This window comes from Endozoicomonas arenosclerae (genome assembly GCF_001562015.1).
GTDB lineage: Bacteria > Pseudomonadota > Gammaproteobacteria > Pseudomonadales > Endozoicomonadaceae > Endozoicomonas_A > Endozoicomonas_A arenosclerae.
In genome coordinates, this window is sequence record NZ_LASA01000066.1 from 1 (window position 1) to 17,215 (window position 17,215).

15 protein-coding genes are annotated in these 17,215 nt (G+C 49.2%); 6 read left to right on the forward strand and 9 right to left on the reverse strand.

Annotation, left to right across the window (positions count from 1 at the left end; translation table 11 throughout):
* Positions 1-246: 246 nt before the first annotated feature.
* Positions 247-1,383, reverse strand: coding sequence for a CaiB/BaiF CoA transferase family protein (locus WG89_RS09575; RefSeq protein WP_062264813.1), 1,137 nt, complete (start codon positions 1,381-1,383; stop codon positions 247-249).
* 228 nt (positions 1,384-1,611) lie between these two features.
* Here WG89_RS09575 and WG89_RS09580 point away from each other — a divergent pair, with 228 nt between their 5' ends.
* Positions 1,612-2,532, forward strand: a complete 921-nt coding sequence (locus WG89_RS09580) for an SDR family NAD(P)-dependent oxidoreductase (protein WP_062264816.1) — start codon at positions 1,612-1,614, stop codon at positions 2,530-2,532.
* Positions 2,533-2,603: 71 nt separating this feature from the next.
* A complete protein-coding gene (locus WG89_RS09585; RefSeq protein WP_062264818.1) occupies positions 2,604-3,707 on the forward strand; it encodes a hypothetical protein in 1,104 nt (367 codons plus the stop codon).
* A 58-nt stretch (positions 3,708-3,765) separates the two neighbouring features.
* Here WG89_RS09585 and pstB read toward each other — a convergent pair whose 3' ends face one another.
* The 5 genes from pstB to WG89_RS29300 all read right to left on the reverse strand — a co-directional run bounded on the left by pstB (position 3,766) and on the right by WG89_RS29300 (position 8,549).
* Positions 3,766-4,611: a phosphate ABC transporter ATP-binding protein PstB gene (pstB, locus tag WG89_RS09590; protein ID WP_153301503.1), complete on the reverse strand. Its 846-nt coding sequence runs from the start codon at positions 4,609-4,611 to the stop codon at positions 3,766-3,768.
* On the reverse strand, positions 4,608-5,450 hold the full coding sequence (pstA, locus tag WG89_RS09595; protein WP_062264821.1) for a phosphate ABC transporter permease PstA: 843 nt from the start codon (positions 5,448-5,450) through the stop codon (positions 4,608-4,610). The genes pstB and pstA overlap by 4 nt, the downstream gene beginning before the upstream one ends.
* A complete protein-coding gene (pstC, locus tag WG89_RS09600) occupies positions 5,450-6,376 on the reverse strand; it encodes a phosphate ABC transporter permease subunit PstC (protein ID WP_062264824.1) in 927 nt (308 codons plus the stop codon). The genes pstA and pstC overlap by 1 nt, the downstream gene beginning before the upstream one ends.
* Before the next feature lie 129 nt (positions 6,377-6,505).
* Positions 6,506-7,555: a phosphate ABC transporter substrate-binding protein PstS gene (pstS, locus tag WG89_RS09605; protein ID WP_172806764.1), complete on the reverse strand. Its 1,050-nt coding sequence runs from the start codon at positions 7,553-7,555 to the stop codon at positions 6,506-6,508.
* Between the two features lie 205 nt (positions 7,556-7,760).
* Complete coding sequence (locus tag WG89_RS29300) at positions 7,761-8,549, reverse strand: response regulator (RefSeq protein ID WP_216638462.1); 789 nt, start codon at positions 8,547-8,549, stop codon at positions 7,761-7,763.
* A 131-nt stretch (positions 8,550-8,680) separates the two neighbouring features.
* Between WG89_RS29300 and WG89_RS09615 the strand changes: the two genes are divergently transcribed.
* Positions 8,681-9,103, forward strand: coding sequence for a response regulator (locus WG89_RS09615; RefSeq protein WP_062264826.1), 423 nt, complete (start codon positions 8,681-8,683; stop codon positions 9,101-9,103).
* Positions 9,100-11,253, forward strand: a complete 2,154-nt coding sequence (locus WG89_RS09620; RefSeq protein WP_062264829.1) for a CHASE domain-containing protein — start codon at positions 9,100-9,102, stop codon at positions 11,251-11,253. The genes WG89_RS09615 and WG89_RS09620 overlap by 4 nt, the downstream gene beginning before the upstream one ends.
* A 52-nt stretch (positions 11,254-11,305) precedes the next feature.
* Here the strand turns inward: WG89_RS09620 and WG89_RS09625 are convergent, their stop codons facing one another.
* Together WG89_RS09625 and WG89_RS09630 are read right to left on the reverse strand one after the other, a co-directional pair.
* A complete protein-coding gene (locus WG89_RS09625) occupies positions 11,306-13,456 on the reverse strand; it encodes a heavy metal translocating P-type ATPase (RefSeq protein WP_062264832.1) in 2,151 nt (716 codons plus the stop codon).
* A 247-nt stretch (positions 13,457-13,703) separates the two neighbouring features.
* The gene (locus WG89_RS09630; RefSeq protein WP_216638463.1) at positions 13,704-14,318 is read right to left on the reverse strand and encodes a GlcG/HbpS family heme-binding protein; all 615 of its coding nucleotides are present in this window, start codon (positions 14,316-14,318) and stop codon (positions 13,704-13,706) included.
* Positions 14,319-14,387: 69 nt separating this feature from the next.
* On the opposite strand from WG89_RS09630, the gene WG89_RS09635 reads away from it, so the two are divergent.
* On the forward strand, positions 14,388-15,071 hold the full coding sequence (locus WG89_RS09635) for a response regulator transcription factor (protein WP_062265047.1): 684 nt from the start codon (positions 14,388-14,390) through the stop codon (positions 15,069-15,071).
* Positions 15,049-16,398, forward strand: a complete 1,350-nt coding sequence (locus tag WG89_RS09640) for a sensor histidine kinase (protein WP_062264839.1) — start codon at positions 15,049-15,051, stop codon at positions 16,396-16,398. Before WG89_RS09635 ends, WG89_RS09640 begins: the two co-directional genes overlap by 23 nt.
* Positions 16,399-16,429: 31 nt before the next feature.
* Here the strand turns inward: WG89_RS09640 and folE are convergent, their stop codons facing one another.
* Positions 16,430-16,987, reverse strand: a complete 558-nt coding sequence (gene folE / locus WG89_RS09645) for a GTP cyclohydrolase I FolE (RefSeq protein WP_062264842.1) — start codon at positions 16,985-16,987, stop codon at positions 16,430-16,432.
* Positions 16,988-17,215 lie beyond the last annotated feature (228 nt).

The window sequence follows — 17,215 nt, forward strand, 5'->3', positions numbered from 1 at the left end:
GCCTTTTGATCCTGTGCCTCGATAAGAATTGATCAGTGGAGACAGGTCGAGCTGGTCAACAACATCCACCACAAAGCGAGCCATATGACCTTCTGGAAGATAATCCTGGATGCTGGCAGGGAAAAGGTCGGGAGTGTTTCGGTCGACCGGTTTGAACTTCCACTTATTCATAGTGCTTTGAGTGTTACTGGTACTGGAATCAGGATTTTACCTGTTTTGCTGGTTAAGTCCGACAGGCTCCTAGGGTTATTTAATGGCTTTTTGCTCTTTTAGTTTGGCAATGTCGTTTGCAGAGAAGCCTGCTTCTGACAGAATTTCGTCGGTATGCTCTCCGACCCGGGCAGCCGGTCTTTGAATCTCACTGTCGGTTCGGCTGAAGCGTGGTACTGGTCTTGGCTGCATCACGCCTTCTCGTTCCACAAAGGTTCCACGAGCAACATTGTGTGGGTGACTGTACGCTTCAGACATGGGTAATACGGGCGAGAAACAGGCGTCGGTGCCATCGAGTATTTCACACCATTCATCCCGGGTTTTGGTCTTGAAAACGGCAGTGAAGCGATCTTTCATATCAGGCCACTGTCCCATATCCATCTGATGAGGCAGTTCTTTCTCTTCCAGTCCGATCAGGTTGAGCAGCTCGGCATAAAACTGGGGTTCAAAGGCTCCAACACAAATGTATTTACCGTCTGATGTTTCGTAGGTGTCGTAGAAGTGCGCACCGGAATCCAACATATTGGTTCCGCGTTCTTCTGACCAGAAACCACTTTGCTGTGCACCATAAACGCTGGCCATGAGTGCAGCGGCGCCATCCACCATAGCGGCATCGACCACCTGTCCTTTACCGGAGATTTTAGCTTCGAGAATGGCACAGACCATGCCGAAAGCGAGCATCAAACCGCCGCCGCCAAAATCACCCACAAGATTCAGGGGAACCACAGGCTTTTCACCACGGTTGCCAATGGCGTGGAGAGCTCCAGTGATGGATATGTAGTTAATGTCATGACCACTGGCATGAGCGAGAGGGCCATCCTGCCCCCAGCCTGTCATTCTCCCGTAGACAAGGCCGGGATTCAGAGCCATGACCTGCTCCGGACCAATACCGAGCTTTTCAACGACACCGGGTCGAAAACCTTCGAACATGGCGTCGCAACTTTCGGCAAGCTTCAGGACGGTTGCAACCCCTTCAGGTGTTTTCAGATCAACCCCGATACAGCGTTTACCCCGATTCAGGATATCCAGTTTGGGGTTATCTCCGAACATGCCCCCTTTGGGACGTTCAACCCGAATAACGTCGGCACCCATATCCGCTAGCATCATGCCGGCAAACGGTCCTGGTCCGATACCGGCAATCTCCAGAACCTTGATGCCTTTTAAAGGACCCATGGCCTTCCCCTGTTGTTGTTATGTCAGGGCCCTATTATCCATTAATGTAAGTCGATCGCTTTAGTCTGAATGGCTGATAAAGGCAGATGTCTCGAGCGTTTCTCACCGCATTTATGCAGCGTATCCAGAAGCAACTGTCTATCCTCGTGACTCAAAGAAGCGTTGCAATTGGCCTGCGAAGAATTTTCTCTGTGCTAACTTAATTTAGTTTTCGTTTGGAGAGTATGAATGAGGGCTTTTATTCTTTTCTTTACGGGACTGATACTGGTCCAGTTGCAGGCCTGGGCTCAGCCTAAAGTGGTGCTGGTTACCGGAGCCAGTAAAGGTATCGGAAAAGCGCTGGTGCTTAAACTGGCTGAAAACCCGGATCAATACAAGGTATACGGCACCTGGAATACCACGCTGCCCGATCCGCAAGACTTTCCTGGCGTCACCATGCTGAAGATGGACCAAACCCGTCATGTGGACATACAGCAGACCATCGGCATTATCAGGAAGAAGGAAAGTCGTCTGGATGTGCTGGTGAATAATGCCGGTGTAGGGGTGTATGGACCTCTTGAGCTGCTGACAGAAAAACAGATCAGAAAGCAATTTGATGTCAATGTCATCGGTCCCCTGCTGCTTATGAAAGAAGTACTGCCGGTTATGCGGGAAAACAATTATGGCCGTTTACTGAATGTTTCTTCTTTGGCAGGGGCCGTTGGTATTTCTATGATGGACGTCTACTCTGGCTCAAAGTTTGCCCTTGAAGGCACTTGTGCGGCGCTGGAAGGCTATTTGGGTGTAATGAAGCAGGCCGATGGAGAGCCCTGGAATCTGAGCTGTCAGGTGATTGAGCCTGGCTATACCCGAACAGAATTCAAGAAGGGGGCTGAATTCCCGGAAGCAGGACAGATCCCCGACTACTTTGCCAAAACCTATCAGTCTTTTGAGAAGAAGCTGGAACAGGGGCTGAGCCACGGACAGGATCCCGTTGAAGTGGCTGAGGTTATTAAAGCAGCTATTGATGACGACAGTGGCAGTAAGGCATTCCGTATTCAGACCCAGCAGGGAATAGCGCAATACATGAAGGAAAAGTATGGAATAAATCTTGATGCGACAGGCGCTTCCTTAGTGATCAGGCCTGTGCCTTCAATGGCTGGGAAGTGACGATAGAATCCAGTAAGAGCTACAACAAAGACTATGCTGTTTGACGGTATTCATACGACAGGATAGCTCTGATGAAGCGTTTTCTGATCTTGCTTTTGTTGATCTGCCCATGGGTACAGGGCTCGGAAATTGACAGTTTTACAGCCCGTACCCAGCTGATTGCCAGTCAGCACCCGCAAAATCTTGAATTTATCAATCAATATGTCAACAGACTGATTCAGGAAGCCGCTCAGGAAACCATGGGCTGCGACCGAGAGGCCTTCTACGATAACATGCTGGCCAAATTAGGGGGCATGACCAAAGATGCTTTCAATAAGGAAGCAGAAAATAACCACAGCCTTGTAAAAGTCAAGCCGCCTTTTGATCAGAGTATCTACAGCGATGTCAGGGAGCCTGACAGCCTGTGGTTCCCTATTCGAATGCCTGGTGTCTATAACCCTGCACTGGGTGTAGATGGTCTGGTAATAGGCACCGATAAAGTTTCCCACTTTCTGGGAACAGGCTACGTCTATTTCTATTTTGTTCGCAGTCATCGCCATCCAACGCTCAGGGCGCTGCTGGATTTTGGCATATTTACTGAAGCAACGTTTTATGGACTTTCTACAACAGGAGTCTTTTCCCGGGGAGACCTGGCGGCCAACTATGAAGGATTTTTATTCTGGCAGGATCTGTTGGGAGAGCGTTATTTTGATGAGATCAGAACTACAAAAACCTATGTGGTTTGTGCCAATGATCACTATGAACTGAATCAAAAGGTGTCTTTTGATGTCAGCACCTACATGTCACCTGCCTGGGATGAGAGCGTAAACTGCAGTTCCTACTCTGCCCGGCGCATGGCCCAGTCAGTGAATGGGAAAATAAAGGCCGCACAGGGTGGCTATGACTGTCCTCTGGAAATTCAGCGATGCCGAACTATTGTTGAGCGCTATCAACATCAACCATTGGTTCTGAACTATTTGTTAGCACCCGAATGCCGGTTCTCTGAGAAAGTCGACTTTGAGAAGTTGGGAGTGAAAGGGGATCCCTTCAAACTGAAGGCTGTGGAAAACTTTTCCACGCATCCTCATTCTTTGAAAAAACTGCTGTTTTCTTTGGAAGAACAGATTTCGCTGGAATTGAAGGATCTATACAAGAAGATGGTGCGTTCTTTTCGGGCTCAGCGGGATGAACTCTGAGAGAGATCACTTCAAGGAGAAATAGTGGAGCTCAAGGCTCCACTGTTGAGAGTGGTAGTTAACCGAAATCACCGGCAATGTAGTCACGGGTCTTCTGGTTAGCAGCATCCTTGAAGATCTTGCTGGTTTCATCAAATTCAACCAGCTCACCCAGGTACATAAAGCCGGTATAGTCAGAGATACGCATGGCCTGCTGCATGTTGTGGGTTACGATTACGATGGTGTATTTCTCACGGAGCTCAGTAATCAGTTCTTCAATAGCGCTGGTGGCCAGAGGGTCAAGAGCCGAAGTCGGTTCGTCCATCAGAATCACTTCTGGCTGCAGGGCTATAGTGCGGGCAATACACAAACGCTGCTGCTGACCACCGGACAGGCTGCTGGCATCAGCATGCAGCTTGTCTTTGACTTCTTTCCAAAGGTGAGCTCGTTTCAGTGCTTTCTTGGCACGGATAGCCATTTCCGGCTTGCTCATGCCTCCCCTCATTTTCAGTCCAAAGGTGATGTTATCATAAATGGACATAGGGAACGGGGTTGGCTTCTGGAAAACCATGCCGACTTTTGAGCGAAGGTCGTTCAGATCCACACCACGCTGCAGGATGTTTTCATTATCCAGCAGAATCTCGCCTTCAGCACCCTGGTTTCCGTACAGATCAAAGATACGGTTCATGGTACGCAACAGTGTGGATTTACCACAGCCGGATGGACCAATCAGAGCCGTAACCTTGTTGTTGTAGATCGGCATGTTGATCTCTTTCAACGCAGGCTCGGAACCCTTGTTGTAATAGAAACTGAGATCTTTGACTTCCATTCTCGGGTGCAGAATATCTTCTGCCAGAGTGGAATCTGTATTGAGGTCAGTCAGGCTTTCTGTAGCCGCAGGAGCAGTAGCAATGTTCATGTTCATTTGGCTGCCTTTCGAGCTTTGATCCAACGCGGTAAAACGGTGGCCAGAATATTGATAATCAGGATAAATACGGTAATCAGTAACGCGCCAGCCCAGGCCAGTTCATTCCAGGATTCATAAGGGCTCATGGCGTACTGATAAATAGTCACCGGCAGGTTAGCCATCGGCTTGTCCAGATCGGTGCTCATAAAGTTACTGTTCAGGGCGGTAAACAACAATGGTGCTGTTTCACCGGTGATACGGGCAACAGACAACAGAATACCCGTAATAATACCGGGGCCTGCTGCTCTATAGCACAACTGGGTAATCACTCTCCAGCGTGGAGCACCCAGACCACTGCCTGCTTCTTTCAGTGTGGTAGGTACAAGGCGCAGCATTTCTTCAGTGGTGCTGACAATAATGGGCAGTGCCAGAATAGCCAGTGCTGTAGCGCCTGCCCAGCCTGAGAAAGATCCAGTGGTAACCACTACCACCTTGTAGACAAACAGACCTACCAGAATGGAAGGTGCACTCATCAGCATGCCGTTTAGAAAGCGCAACATTTCCGCAATCTTTGAGCTTTTGTCAGATTCAGACAACCAGGTTCCAGCCAGTACACCCAGAGGTGCGGCAATCAGGATACCCAGTCCGGTCAGAATCAAGCTGCCTATAATGGCGTTTTTCAAACCACCAGGGCTACCCGGTCCAGGCGTCAGTTCGGTGAAAATATGCAGCCCCATGCCGGAAATACCTTTTCCAACCAGGCTGTAAAGTACGCTGGCCAGGACCACCAGGCCAAACAGTGCACAGAAAATGCAAAAGCCGATAAAGGCGTAGTTCTTGAGTTTCCTGACTGGCATTATCGCGTCCTCAACAGCAGACGGGCCGCACCCATCACAATAAATGTCAGTACAAACAGTACGAGACCCAGGCTGATCAGAGCCGAGATGTGCATCTCATTGGTGGCTTCGTTGAACTGCTGGGCAATCGTGGAAGAAATAGAGCTCGCAGGCATAAACAGTGAGGTCTCTATACGGTTGGCGCCGCCTATAACAAAGGCTACCGCCATGGTCTCACCCAGGGCACGACCCAGGCCGAGAATTCCGGCACCCACCGCAGCATTCTTGATACTTGGCAGCAGTACACGGGTAATCACTTCATAAGGTGTAGCTCCAACACCGTAAGCAGCTTCCCTGACCACATTAGGAATAGTCTTCAGGGCGTCACGAGTCAGGGCGGTAATGATGGGCAGAATCATAAACGACAGAATGATGCCGGCCGTCAGCAGACCAATGCCGATGGGGGGGCCATCAAACCAGTGACCAATCAGAGGCAGGCCCACGAGATTTTCCAGAGCCCAGAACTGGAAACCTTCTGAGAACCACGGGGCAAAGACAAAAAGACCCCACATACCGTAAATAATACTTGGAACAGCGGCCAACAGTTCAATGGCCATGCTGATGGGCTTGCTGATCCAGCTGGGAGCCAGCTCAGCCAGGAAAATGGCAGTGCCCAGACCCACTGGAATAGCAATAACAATAGCGATAAGAGAGGATACCAGGGTGCCGTAAATGGCCGCAGCTGCACCGAAGTCGCTGTTTACAGGATCCCAGACATTACGAAAAACAAAACCGGGTCCAAACTCGGCGAGGGCTTGCCAGCCTCCGTCGATCAGGGAAAGGATAATCCCGATCAACACCAGAAAGATCAGTATGGCGCTGGTGAGGCTCAGTCTGTGAAAGATTGAATCACCATTGATGGCGCGGGGCGTCGTAGTCGAAAGCATAAGCAGCAGTACGACAGCTGACCAGCGCTATGCTGATCAACTGTCGTTCGTTTCCTAGTTCAGAAAGCTTTGGGTACTTGGACTCTTGATTATTGAAATGCTGCCAGAGGCAGCATTTCAGGCTTAGGGCTATTTGATAATGGTCTTGCCATCAGTGGTCAGGTCTTCTTTCCAGACGTTCTCAACCATTTCAACTACAGCCTCAGGCATTGGGATGTAGTCCAGGCCTACTGCGTAGTCGCCGCCTTTCTCATAGCTCCACTCAAAGAACTTGATGATCTGCTTTGCTTTTTCAGCGTTAGCCTGATCCTTGTGCATCAGGATGAAAGTAGCGGCAGTCATAGGCCAGGAGTCAGCACCAGGCTGGTTGTTCAGCAGCAGACGGAAGCCAGGAGCATTTGCCCAGTCAGCGTTGGCAGCAGCGGCCTGGAAGGTGTCCATATTAGGCTGCAGGAACTTGCCTTCAGCACTGGCCAGCTGGGTGTAAGTCAGGCTGTTTTGCTTGGCAAAAGCGTACTCAACATAGCCGATTGCACCACGGGTACGACGAACAAAGTTAGCGACACCGGCGTTACCGTTACCACCAATAGTGGTAGCTTTCTTTGGCCAGGTAATGTCGGTGTTCTTGCCAATGTTTTCTTTCCACTCCGGGCTCACACGGCTCAGGTAGTCAGTGAAGTTGTAAGTGGTGCCGGAACCGTCAGAGCGGTGTACGACATAGATAGCCTGATTAGGAATCGTGACGCCCGGGTTAAGGTCAGTAATACGTTTGTCGTTCCACTTCTTGATGTTACCCAGGTAGATATCTGCCAGTACTTCACCGGTCAGCTTCAGTGCACCGGGCTCAATGCCTGGAACGTTGATAACAGGAACGATAGCGCCCATCACCATTGGGAACTGGATCATGTCTTCTTTATCCAGCTTCTTGGCGTCCAGAGGGGCATCGCTGGCGCCGAAATCAACAGTCTTGGCTGTGATCTGACGGATACCACCGCCGGAACCGATGGCCTGGTAGTTGATACGAACACCGGTTTCTTTCTGGTATTCCTCAGCCCAGTTGGCATAGATAGGGTGTGGGAAACTGGCCCCGGCACCGTTGATGGTTTCAGTCTTGGCAGATGCAGAGAAGGACGCAGCAGCCAGTAGAGATGACATCAGAACAGACTTCAGTAACTTCACTTGTTCTCTCCCCGAAAACTCGCTTGGAGTGTGTAGTTGTGTTCACTGAGAAAAATATTTTGCCGCGCCGTTATCTGATTATGGGTTGTGCAAAACACTTTTCTGTTGTTGGTAAATTTGATGGTTGCGAGAATAGGGGGATAATATTTCAGTAGTGTTACAGCTTTGTTGGTGTTTTATGATAATATCGACTTCGTTGATCCGACTACTTGTGAGCCGGGGCCTCCAGGCTCATTAGCCTGGATTTTTTAGTTGCGCTGGTGACGGTTTTTTCAATAATGGCGATCAAAGCCAGCATGATTGCCGAAAGTCTGGATGCGTCACGATCCGACAAAATAACACTTTTTCCATCCAGTTTTATCTCTTCCAGTGAGTGCATCAAAATTCGGGCACTGTTGGAAACATCCTGATAGCCGAATGATTCTCCAGAGCCCTGCAGATTGCCAATTTTGATCATGAAGGCTTTCAGGTCATCGGAGTTAAGCGTCTGGCTGTCGATAGCAACCAGCTGATGCTGAATGCTCTTGATCGACTGATTGAGGTTCTTCAGGTATTTCTGACGAAGCTTCTCCAAGCCATCACTGTAGGCTTCTGCACTTTTCTGGTGATAGTCATTCCAGATGTCATTGATCTGTCGTGGCAGCTCAACGGGGTCAAAGGGTTTGGAAATAACGCCGGCAGCACCCAGCTCAAGATATTCTTCTATCTCTTCTTCCTGATTTTTGGCTGTGAGGAATATGACGGGTACCGTCTGGTAATGCTGAATCTGTTGTAACTCCTGGAAGACATTGGGGCCACTGATGCCTGGCATGATCACATCCAGTAAAACCAGTTGGGGTTTGAGTGTCTTACACTTCTCCAGGGCGTCCTTGCCATTGACGCATGTGTCGACATGATAGTTGCCCAATGAATTCAGAGCGATCTTGACGAGTTCACGAATGTCGCTGTCATCTTCTACGTAAAGAACATTCTTCAGGACGGGCTTGTTCATCATTTTAAGGGTCAGGAGTAATGATAAAAGGCTATCGGCTCAGGTGTTTAAAGCTTTATGGATGAATCAAGAGCATAAGACTGAAGCCGATAAACTCCTGAATATTGTCTTAACATCTGAGTCAGGGGTCAGGGATGAATCAGCAAGATGATGGCCTGAAAACAATTCTTTATGCAGAAGATGACGAAGATATTCGTTCGATTGTTGAGATGACGTTGGAAGCCATGACGAATATAGAAGTGATCAGCTGCAAGAATGGTTCTGAGGCTATTTTGAAGTCATCTTCTGTATCGCCTGATCTTGTTTTGCTGGATGTCATGATGCCAGACATGGATGGCTTGACCGTTTTTGAATACCTTTCCCGTCAGGAAGATTATTGCAAGGTACCGGTAATACTTATTACGGCCCGGGTGCAGGCTCATGAAATTGATGAATATCTTGCCAAGGGTGTTGTCGGGGTTATTCAAAAGCCTTTTGATCCCGTTACCCTGCCTGACCAGCTGATTGCTTTCTGGGAAGCGTTTCAGGCACAGGTGTCAGGAACAGACCTGTCATGAATCGTAAGCAATCCTACCTTTATCTGACGGCCATTCTTTGTCTGCTCTCGGGTCTGACATTTTTTGCTGTCAGCGCTTACTTGCAGATGAAAGCTGAAGAGTCCAATCGAGAACTCCTGAGGTTTCAGAGCAGTGCACTTCAAGCTGAAGTGTCTATCCAGAGGGCCATCACCAGTAAACTGGATGTTCTGTATGCCATGAGGGACGCTTTTGCTGTGAGTACCCGAGAGATCAGTCGTGAACAGTTCAGGGTTCTGGCTGAAAGTGTCTATCAGAGAACCGGTGGCATTCAGGCGCTGGAATGGATCCCAAGGGTCAAGGCCAGTGAGCGTCGACTGTATGAAGCCAAAGCTCAATTGGAGGGTTTCTCCGAGTTCATGATCAAGGAGCCCGATGCCAGAGGCAATATGGTCAGGGCAGGTGAGAGTGATGAATACTTCCCGGTTTTTTTTGTTGAGCCATTAAAGGGTAATGAGAAAGCTCTGGGCTTTAACCTGGCATCGAATCCTGCCAGAAAGGCCGCTCTGAAAGCTGCGCTTAACCTGGGAACTATGGTGGCCAGTTCCAGAATCAGGCTGGTTCAGGAGACCGGATCCCAGAATGGAATCCTGGTTTTCTACCCTCAAACGGCAGGGCTTGATCTGGTTGAGGCTCGAAAGAATCAGAATCTTTTTCTGGCTGTATTCCGTGTGCAGGATATGTTTATCAGCGCCTTTCCTGGGGGATACGACCCCAACTTGCACATCTATATCTATGACGTTGAAGATCGATGGGACCCTTCACCTTTAGCTGTACTCAGTAATGATCCGGCAGTGAATACTCAGTTACCTGTGCATAATTTGAGTCAGGAGTTCAGTCAGACAGCCTCTTCGGATATTCAGGTAGGAGGGCGGACATGGAAAGTAGTGGCTGTGCCCTCTACTCCGGTGAGAACCTTTGATAAGGAACATCTGGCCTGGATGATTGCCTTTATGGTGTTGGCGGTGGCATTAACCATGAGCGCCTATATTCTCAGCAGAATCAAATACGCGCTTGAAGTCAGGGCTTCTGAAGAAAGACACAGGGTCATGAGTCAGCGTCTGAATGCCATTCTGGAAAATACTCTGGATGGCATTCTGACGATTAACCATCATGGTGTCATTCAGTCTTTTAATAAGGCTGCACAGAGTATGTTCGGTTATACCCACGTTGAAGTTCTTGGTAAACCTGTCACTTTGTTACTGCCGGATATTGATTGGCAGCAAGAGCGGGAAAGTACCCAAGAACCAGAAAATACTGAGATGGCCGCAAATTCCCGCTCGGGCAAAGACTTCAAGGGTAAAAGAAAAAGCGGGGGCAGTTTTTACATTAGGCTGGGAATCAGTGAAGTGCCCGTTCAAAGCGACCCTATCTATGTAGGTGTCATACAGGATATAACCGAGCAGAAAAAAATCGAAGCGCTCAAAGACAGCTTTATATCCACTGTAAATCACGAGTTGCGAACACCCCTGACGTCTATACAGGGGGGCGTGGAGTTGCTTAAAAAACTGTATCAGGAAGCACTTCCGGAAAAGGCACAGAGCCTTCTGCACATCACAGAGAAAAATACTCGACGCATCATACGACTGGTGAATGACATTCTGGATCTTCAGAAAATGGAAGCGGGAGAAATGGTGTTCAAGTATCAGCCTGTTTCTTTGCAGTCACTGATTGAGTCTGCGGTTTCTGAAAATCAGCTGTATGCCGGTCAATATAAGGTGTCAACAAAGGTACTTCCCTTTAGTGACGATACTTTTATATTGGCCGATGCCGACCGGGTGATACAGGTTCTGACCAATCTGCTGTCCAATGCCATCAAGTTTTCACCTGAAGGTTCAACCGTTGAAGTTTCGGTCAAATCAGACCCAGAGAGCAAAAAAGTCAGGGTGAGCATCAGGGATCAGGGGCCTGGTATTCCCCCAGAGTTCAAAGATAAATTATTTGATCGCTTTACTCAGGCAAGCAGTGTACTTACCCGGAAAGAGTCTGGTACAGGGTTGGGGCTCAGTATTTCCAAATCGATTATAGAGCGTCACGGTGGGGCTATTGGCGTTTCCAGTAGAGAAGGGAGTGGGGCTACTTTCTACTTTGAGCTGGACAGCTATGAACATTCGTCGGCCATGGCTACATAAAGCAGGTTGATCATAGCGTTTGAAGCTGTATCCATGATCAACCCTGCTCAAATCAGCCTTGTTTTTTCATCAACCTTAATGCATTCAAAGTCACCAGAACGGTGCCACCTGCATCAGACAGTACTGCTGCCATCAAACCGGTCATGCCAAACAGTGTGGTCAGCAGGAATAAGGTGTTGATGCCCAGGGCCAGAGCGATATTCTGACGGGTGATTCTGGCGGTATTCTTGGACAGCTTAATCATGTGGGGTAGTTCAACCAGACGCTCATGTGTCAGGGCGGCGTCGGCAGTTTCAAGAGCAACATCACTGCCGCGTCCCATGGCAATGCCCAGTTCTGCAGTTTTCAGCGCTGGGGCATCGTTAATTCCATCCCCAACCATGGCCACTGCACCATTATTTTGAGCCTGGATTGCCTGAACTGCTTTAACCTTGTCTTCAGGCAACAGTTCGGCCTTGAAATCTATCCCTAGTTTACCGGCAATAGCGGCGGCTGCACGTCGATTGTCGCCGGTTAACATGACACTGCTTACGCCAATTTTCTTCAGTTTGGTGATGGCTTCAATCGCATCTTCTCTTAAAGTGTCAGCCAGACCAATCAGGCCCAGAACGGTATTACCTTCCAGCACTACGACCACGGTATTGCCTTCTGACTCCAGCGACTCAATGGTAGTCTTGTGTTGTCCCAGGGCGCTGTCGTCAATGTAGCGGGGAGCCAGAATTTTCAGGGTTCTGCCTGAGACAGTACCTTGTACTCCTCGTCCTGTCAGAACCTGAAGATCAGTAGCTTCTGTAAATGCCAGATTTCTGTTTTTGGCTTCATCAATGATGGCTGCTGCCAGAGGATGACTGGAGCCCATCTCGATAGAACCCGCCAGGGAAAGGAGAACGTTTTCCTGTTCCGCAATACCCGCTACATGGGTCACCTTGGGTTTGCCTTCAGTCAAGGTGCCGGTTTTATCAAAGGCCAGTTTTTTAATACTTCTCAGTTGTTCCAGTGCCGCACCCCCTTTAATCAGAGCACCAAAGCGAGCGGCGGAGGCCAGAGCTGAAGTCACAGCTGCAGGAATGGATACCACCAGGGCACAGGGGCAGGCAATTAACAGCAGAGTCAAAGCTTTGTAGGCCCAGGGTGTCCAGGCGGCTCCTGTGAGCAAAGGCGGGATAATCATGACCAGAGCTGCAAACCCCATAACCAGCGGAGTATACCAGGCACTGAATTTATCAACCATTCTGGCAATGGGTGCACGACGCTCTTCTGCTTCTTCAATCAGGGTGACGATACGATCAATCGCATTTTCTCCCGGTTCGGACTCAACGGTCAGGCGCACAGGCTTATCAACGACCAGGGAGCCTGCCATGATTTTTTCACCGGCTTCACGATTGACAGGTATAGACTCACCGGTCAGGGCACTTTCATCAAATGAACCCAGCTTTGAAAAGAGAACCGCATCTACTGGCAGACGATCGCCGGGTAATACTTCAATCTGTTCTCCGGGAACCAGAAAATCTGCGGGCACTTCTATTCGTTCACCGTCTTGTATTTTCCAGGCCGTATCCGGGGTCAGCTGCATAAGGCTTTTGATACCGGCTTTGGCTTTGCGACCGGCAAAGCCTTCCAGCATTTCCCCCAGAGAGAACAGCAGTAGAACCAGACCCGCTTCAACGGTTTCACCCAGAATCAATGCACCCAGAGCAGCAACGGTCATGAGGGTTTCAATACCAAACCAGGTACCGTTGCGGATCTGATTGAGAGATTTTTTTGCAAAGGGAATGACTCCAGCCGTAGTTGCTACCAGAAAACCTACAGAGCCCCAGGTGGGATCAACAATCATGAAGATACTGGCAAGCGTCATCAAAACGGCCAGCAGAGTGAAGGTCGAGTGGGCTTTCCAGAGTGGCTCTTCCTCTTCACTCTGATCAGTGCTTTTGATGGTGAAGCCGAGCTGCTGAACGGTTTTTGTAATGGCTTCAGGCGACATGTTCTGGTCAAGATCCACCAACAGGCGTTCAGTTGCGAAGGCGACTCTGACCTGTTTAACACCGGCAATAGAGGCCAGTGCTTTTTCGATCTTTGCTGCACAGCTTGCGCAATCCATACCCCCTACAGACCACTTATAACGGGTGGTGGCTTCTATGGAAGTAACGGGCTTGACCACTTTATCTGCTGAGCAGCAGCTTTTGGTTGTTGTGCATGTGGACATGACTGCATCCTCCCAATACATATAAACATCTATTTATATGTTATGCCGAATTTTATGTGAGTCAACCTGTTTTTTGTATAAACATACGTACTTCTTATCAGGATTTTTTATGGGAGGGATTGGGTGTAGAAAAGTGCACTCAAAAGCTGCTTATTTTTTGCGGATGCGTCAACAGATCAGAAAAAAGGTGGGGGATGGGAATATGTGCCTGAGTTAACTCAGGCACAGGGCGTGGAATCTTGTGGTATTACTTCAAAGCCACCTTGATAGCTGCCTCCGCACAAGCCTGGTCCAGGTGACCACCTGGGGCACCACCGATACCGATACCACCTACGATTTGTCCGTCAACCTTGATGGGCATTCCGCCACCCAGCAGCAACATACGTGAATCCATATCTTTCAGACCTTGAAGGAAAGGCTTGTCAGTTACCAGCTTGGCCAGGTTGGCAGTAGGCTGGCCCATGGATGCGGCAGTGAATGCTTTCTTCTGTGCGCTGTCGACTGTATGTGGTCCAGCCAGTTCAGAGCGACCAAACGCTTTCAGGGAGCCCGTGCGGTCAACAACTGCAACGCTTACGTTGTAACCATCTTTGCTGCAGGATTGCAGACCCTGGTTAACCAGTTCCAGAGCTGCTGTGTCGGTCAGGGTTGGCAGGGCAGTGGTTTTAGCCTGTACGCCAGTAGTCAGTCCGGTTGCGATGAAAGCCAGTGCGATGATGCTCTTTTTCATGATGATGTCCTTAATATTATGGGTTGTTGTTTCTGTGTTTTGTTGCTGTTGTCTCAGCGCTTGGTTGTAGATTACGGCGTCATTATTGCCCTGACCTTGCCTGAACATTACAGACTGGAAAGGTTTCTTCATTTCTGGCTTTTTACTGGTAATCTAGCCCTGAAAAATGATTCTAATAATGGTCGCTTGAGGTGTACGCCGTTGAATATCCTGGTAGTAGAAGACGATTCTGTTATATCCACATTTGTCAGCGATGGACTGAAAGAACATGGGTATGGTGTCACTCAGTGTCAGAGTGCAGAAGAGGCGATGGATGAAGTGGTGATCGACCCTTTTGATCTGGCCATTGTCGATATCATGCTGCCCGGAATGAACGGTCTGGACCTGGTAAAAAACCTCAGGGGACAGGGGGTTACCTTTCCTATTCTTTTTCTGAGTGCCCGCAAGACCGTTGAAGATAAAGTTTCAGGCCTGCGAATTGGCGGCGATGACTATTTGACCAAGCCTTTTTCTTTTAATGAGTTGTTAGCAAGAGTTGAAGTTCTGCTGCGGCGCAATCCATCTTCTCAAACGACAGTTACCGAGCAATTAAGCTTTCACGGTCTCAGCTTTGATCCTTCCCGAAAGCTGGCCTGGCGGGGGGACAGGAAGCTTTCTCTGCAGCCTCGGGAAATGGTGCTTCTGGAATTTTTCCTCCGTAATCGTGAACGGGTAATTTCCAGAACCCAGATTATGGAACATGTCTGGGATTATCAGTTTGACCCTCAAACCAATGTTGTGGACGTTCTGGTTTGCCGGTTGAGAAGTAAAATCGACAAGGATGAGCCCGTCAAGCTGCTGCACACCATCAGGGGGATGGGCTATGTACTCAGAGCCGGTGAATAAACCAGAAGGCAAAGTGATGACGCCAACCAAAAGTGTGCTCACACTCTGGTACGGGGTCATCATGATGGTCATTGCTGTTGGTTTAGGGGCTGTCAGTTACCATCTGTTTGAAGAAGAGCTGGTGAGTCGTGATGCCAAGCTGTTGAGAGTCGTCAACAATAATATGAACAGGATTTTCGTCAGCAGTGGTCAGGATAAACTTCTGAAAGTCCTGGAGCGGGATCGGTACTTTCTCCGGTTAAGTGGATACAGTGCCAGCCTTTGGGAACAGGATGGAGAGCTGCTCTACCATGAAGGAGTGGATCTGCCCTTCTCGGAAACCCGACGTTTGGACGACGGAAGTCTGGTTACCCATAAAAACTTTGGCAGTCAGACACTGGTACTCAGCTTATCGAGTAATTTGCGCTTTGAAGAACTCGCCAGTTTTCGCAATGTCATGCTGATGACGCTGCTTGCTCTTTGGGCTATCAGTATTCTGTTGGTGGCTTGGCTGAATGATCGAATGCTTAAACCCATTCGAAAACTGGTGGAGCATGTTAAAAGCCTGCAAAGAAAGGGGCTTCAGGATCAGCTTCCATTGTCGTCTTCCAAAAACAGCGAGTTGGGTCAGTTAACCCTGCTATTTAATCAGCAGATGAGCCGGATTGATCAGTTGATTCGCAGTCTGGAAGATACACTCAATGCGGCGGCTCATGATCTTAGAACCCCCTTGACCCGCATGCGACTCAGTGCCGAAAAAGCCATGGTGAATAATGACCCTGAAGCTTTGAAAGAGAGTCTGATGGATTGTCTGGAAGAAAGTGAAAGAATGCTTTCCATGGTCAACAGTTTGCTGGACGTGGCAGCGGTAGAGCAACACCTTGATGCTCGGGACAGAACCCAGGCCAACCTTTCAGATCTGATTACTGAAGCTGGACAGCTTTATGAGTACCTGGCAGAGGAAAAGTCGATCCATCTGCAATTCCAGATACCAGAGAGTATGACTGTATTGGCCAGCCCAAACCGGTTGCGGCAGGTTTTTGCCAACCTTCTGGACAACGCTATGAAGTTCACACCGGAACAGGGAAGTATTGTGGTTTCTGCTGGCAGGGAAGGTGACAGTTGGAAGGTTTCAGTCAGCGATTCTGGCAGAGGGATTGCCGAGGCTGATCTGCCCCATATCTTTGATCGCCTGTATCGGGGGGATGCCAGTCGGAAAACTCCAGGATTTGGGCTTGGGTTGTCTTTGGTGAAGGCTATTGTTGAAGCTCACAACGGCAAGATCAGTGCAATGAGCATTGAGAGAAAAGGGACAGAATTTACCTGCCTGTTGCCAGCCAGTGAGTGAGGGAGCCCGATCGGGCTCCCTTATTGCAGGCTTATCTGTGACGGATAAACTGCAGGAATTCTTCACGGGTGGGCTGATTTTCACGCATCAGACCCAGCATGACAGAAGAGGTCATGGAGGAGTTCTGCTTCTCTACACCGCGCATCATCATGCACATGTGCTGAGCTTCGATGACAACACCTACACCCTTGGCGCCAGTGGCCTGGACAATGGCGTCGGCAATCTGCTTGGTCATGTTTTCCTGAATCTGCAGGCGACGGGCAAACATATCGACGATACGGGCAAACTTGGACAGACCCAGTACTTTGCCATCGGGAATGTAGCCAATGTGGCATTTGCCAATAAAAGGCAGCATGTGGTGTTCACACATGGAGTACAGCTCGATGTCCTTGATCACCACCATTTCGCTGATGTCAGATTCGAACACCGCATTATTGACGATATCCTCAAGGCTCTGGTCATAACCGCGAGTCAGGAACTGCATAGCCTTGGCAGCCCGTTTTGGGGTGTCTTTCAGGCCATCCCGGTGAATATCTTCCCCCAGGGACTCAAGAATGGCTTTGTAGTGTTCGCTCAATTGTTCGGTCATGGCTCGCCCAGTGGTGAGTAGTCAGTTTTGTATAGCTCATGGGGACAGTCAGAGAGGGCTGCCCTGAGCCCAGCATGAAAGGGCAGGTGTCTGTGACTGCGCAGTTTCATGGAAAAAAAAGTGGCAAGAGTTTAACACAAAGGGGGCAGTGTGGAATGGTTTCGGACACTTCCAGCCGAAACGGCGATGAGCAAAGCAAAGTATTCTTAAAGGTACAACATAGCAGAG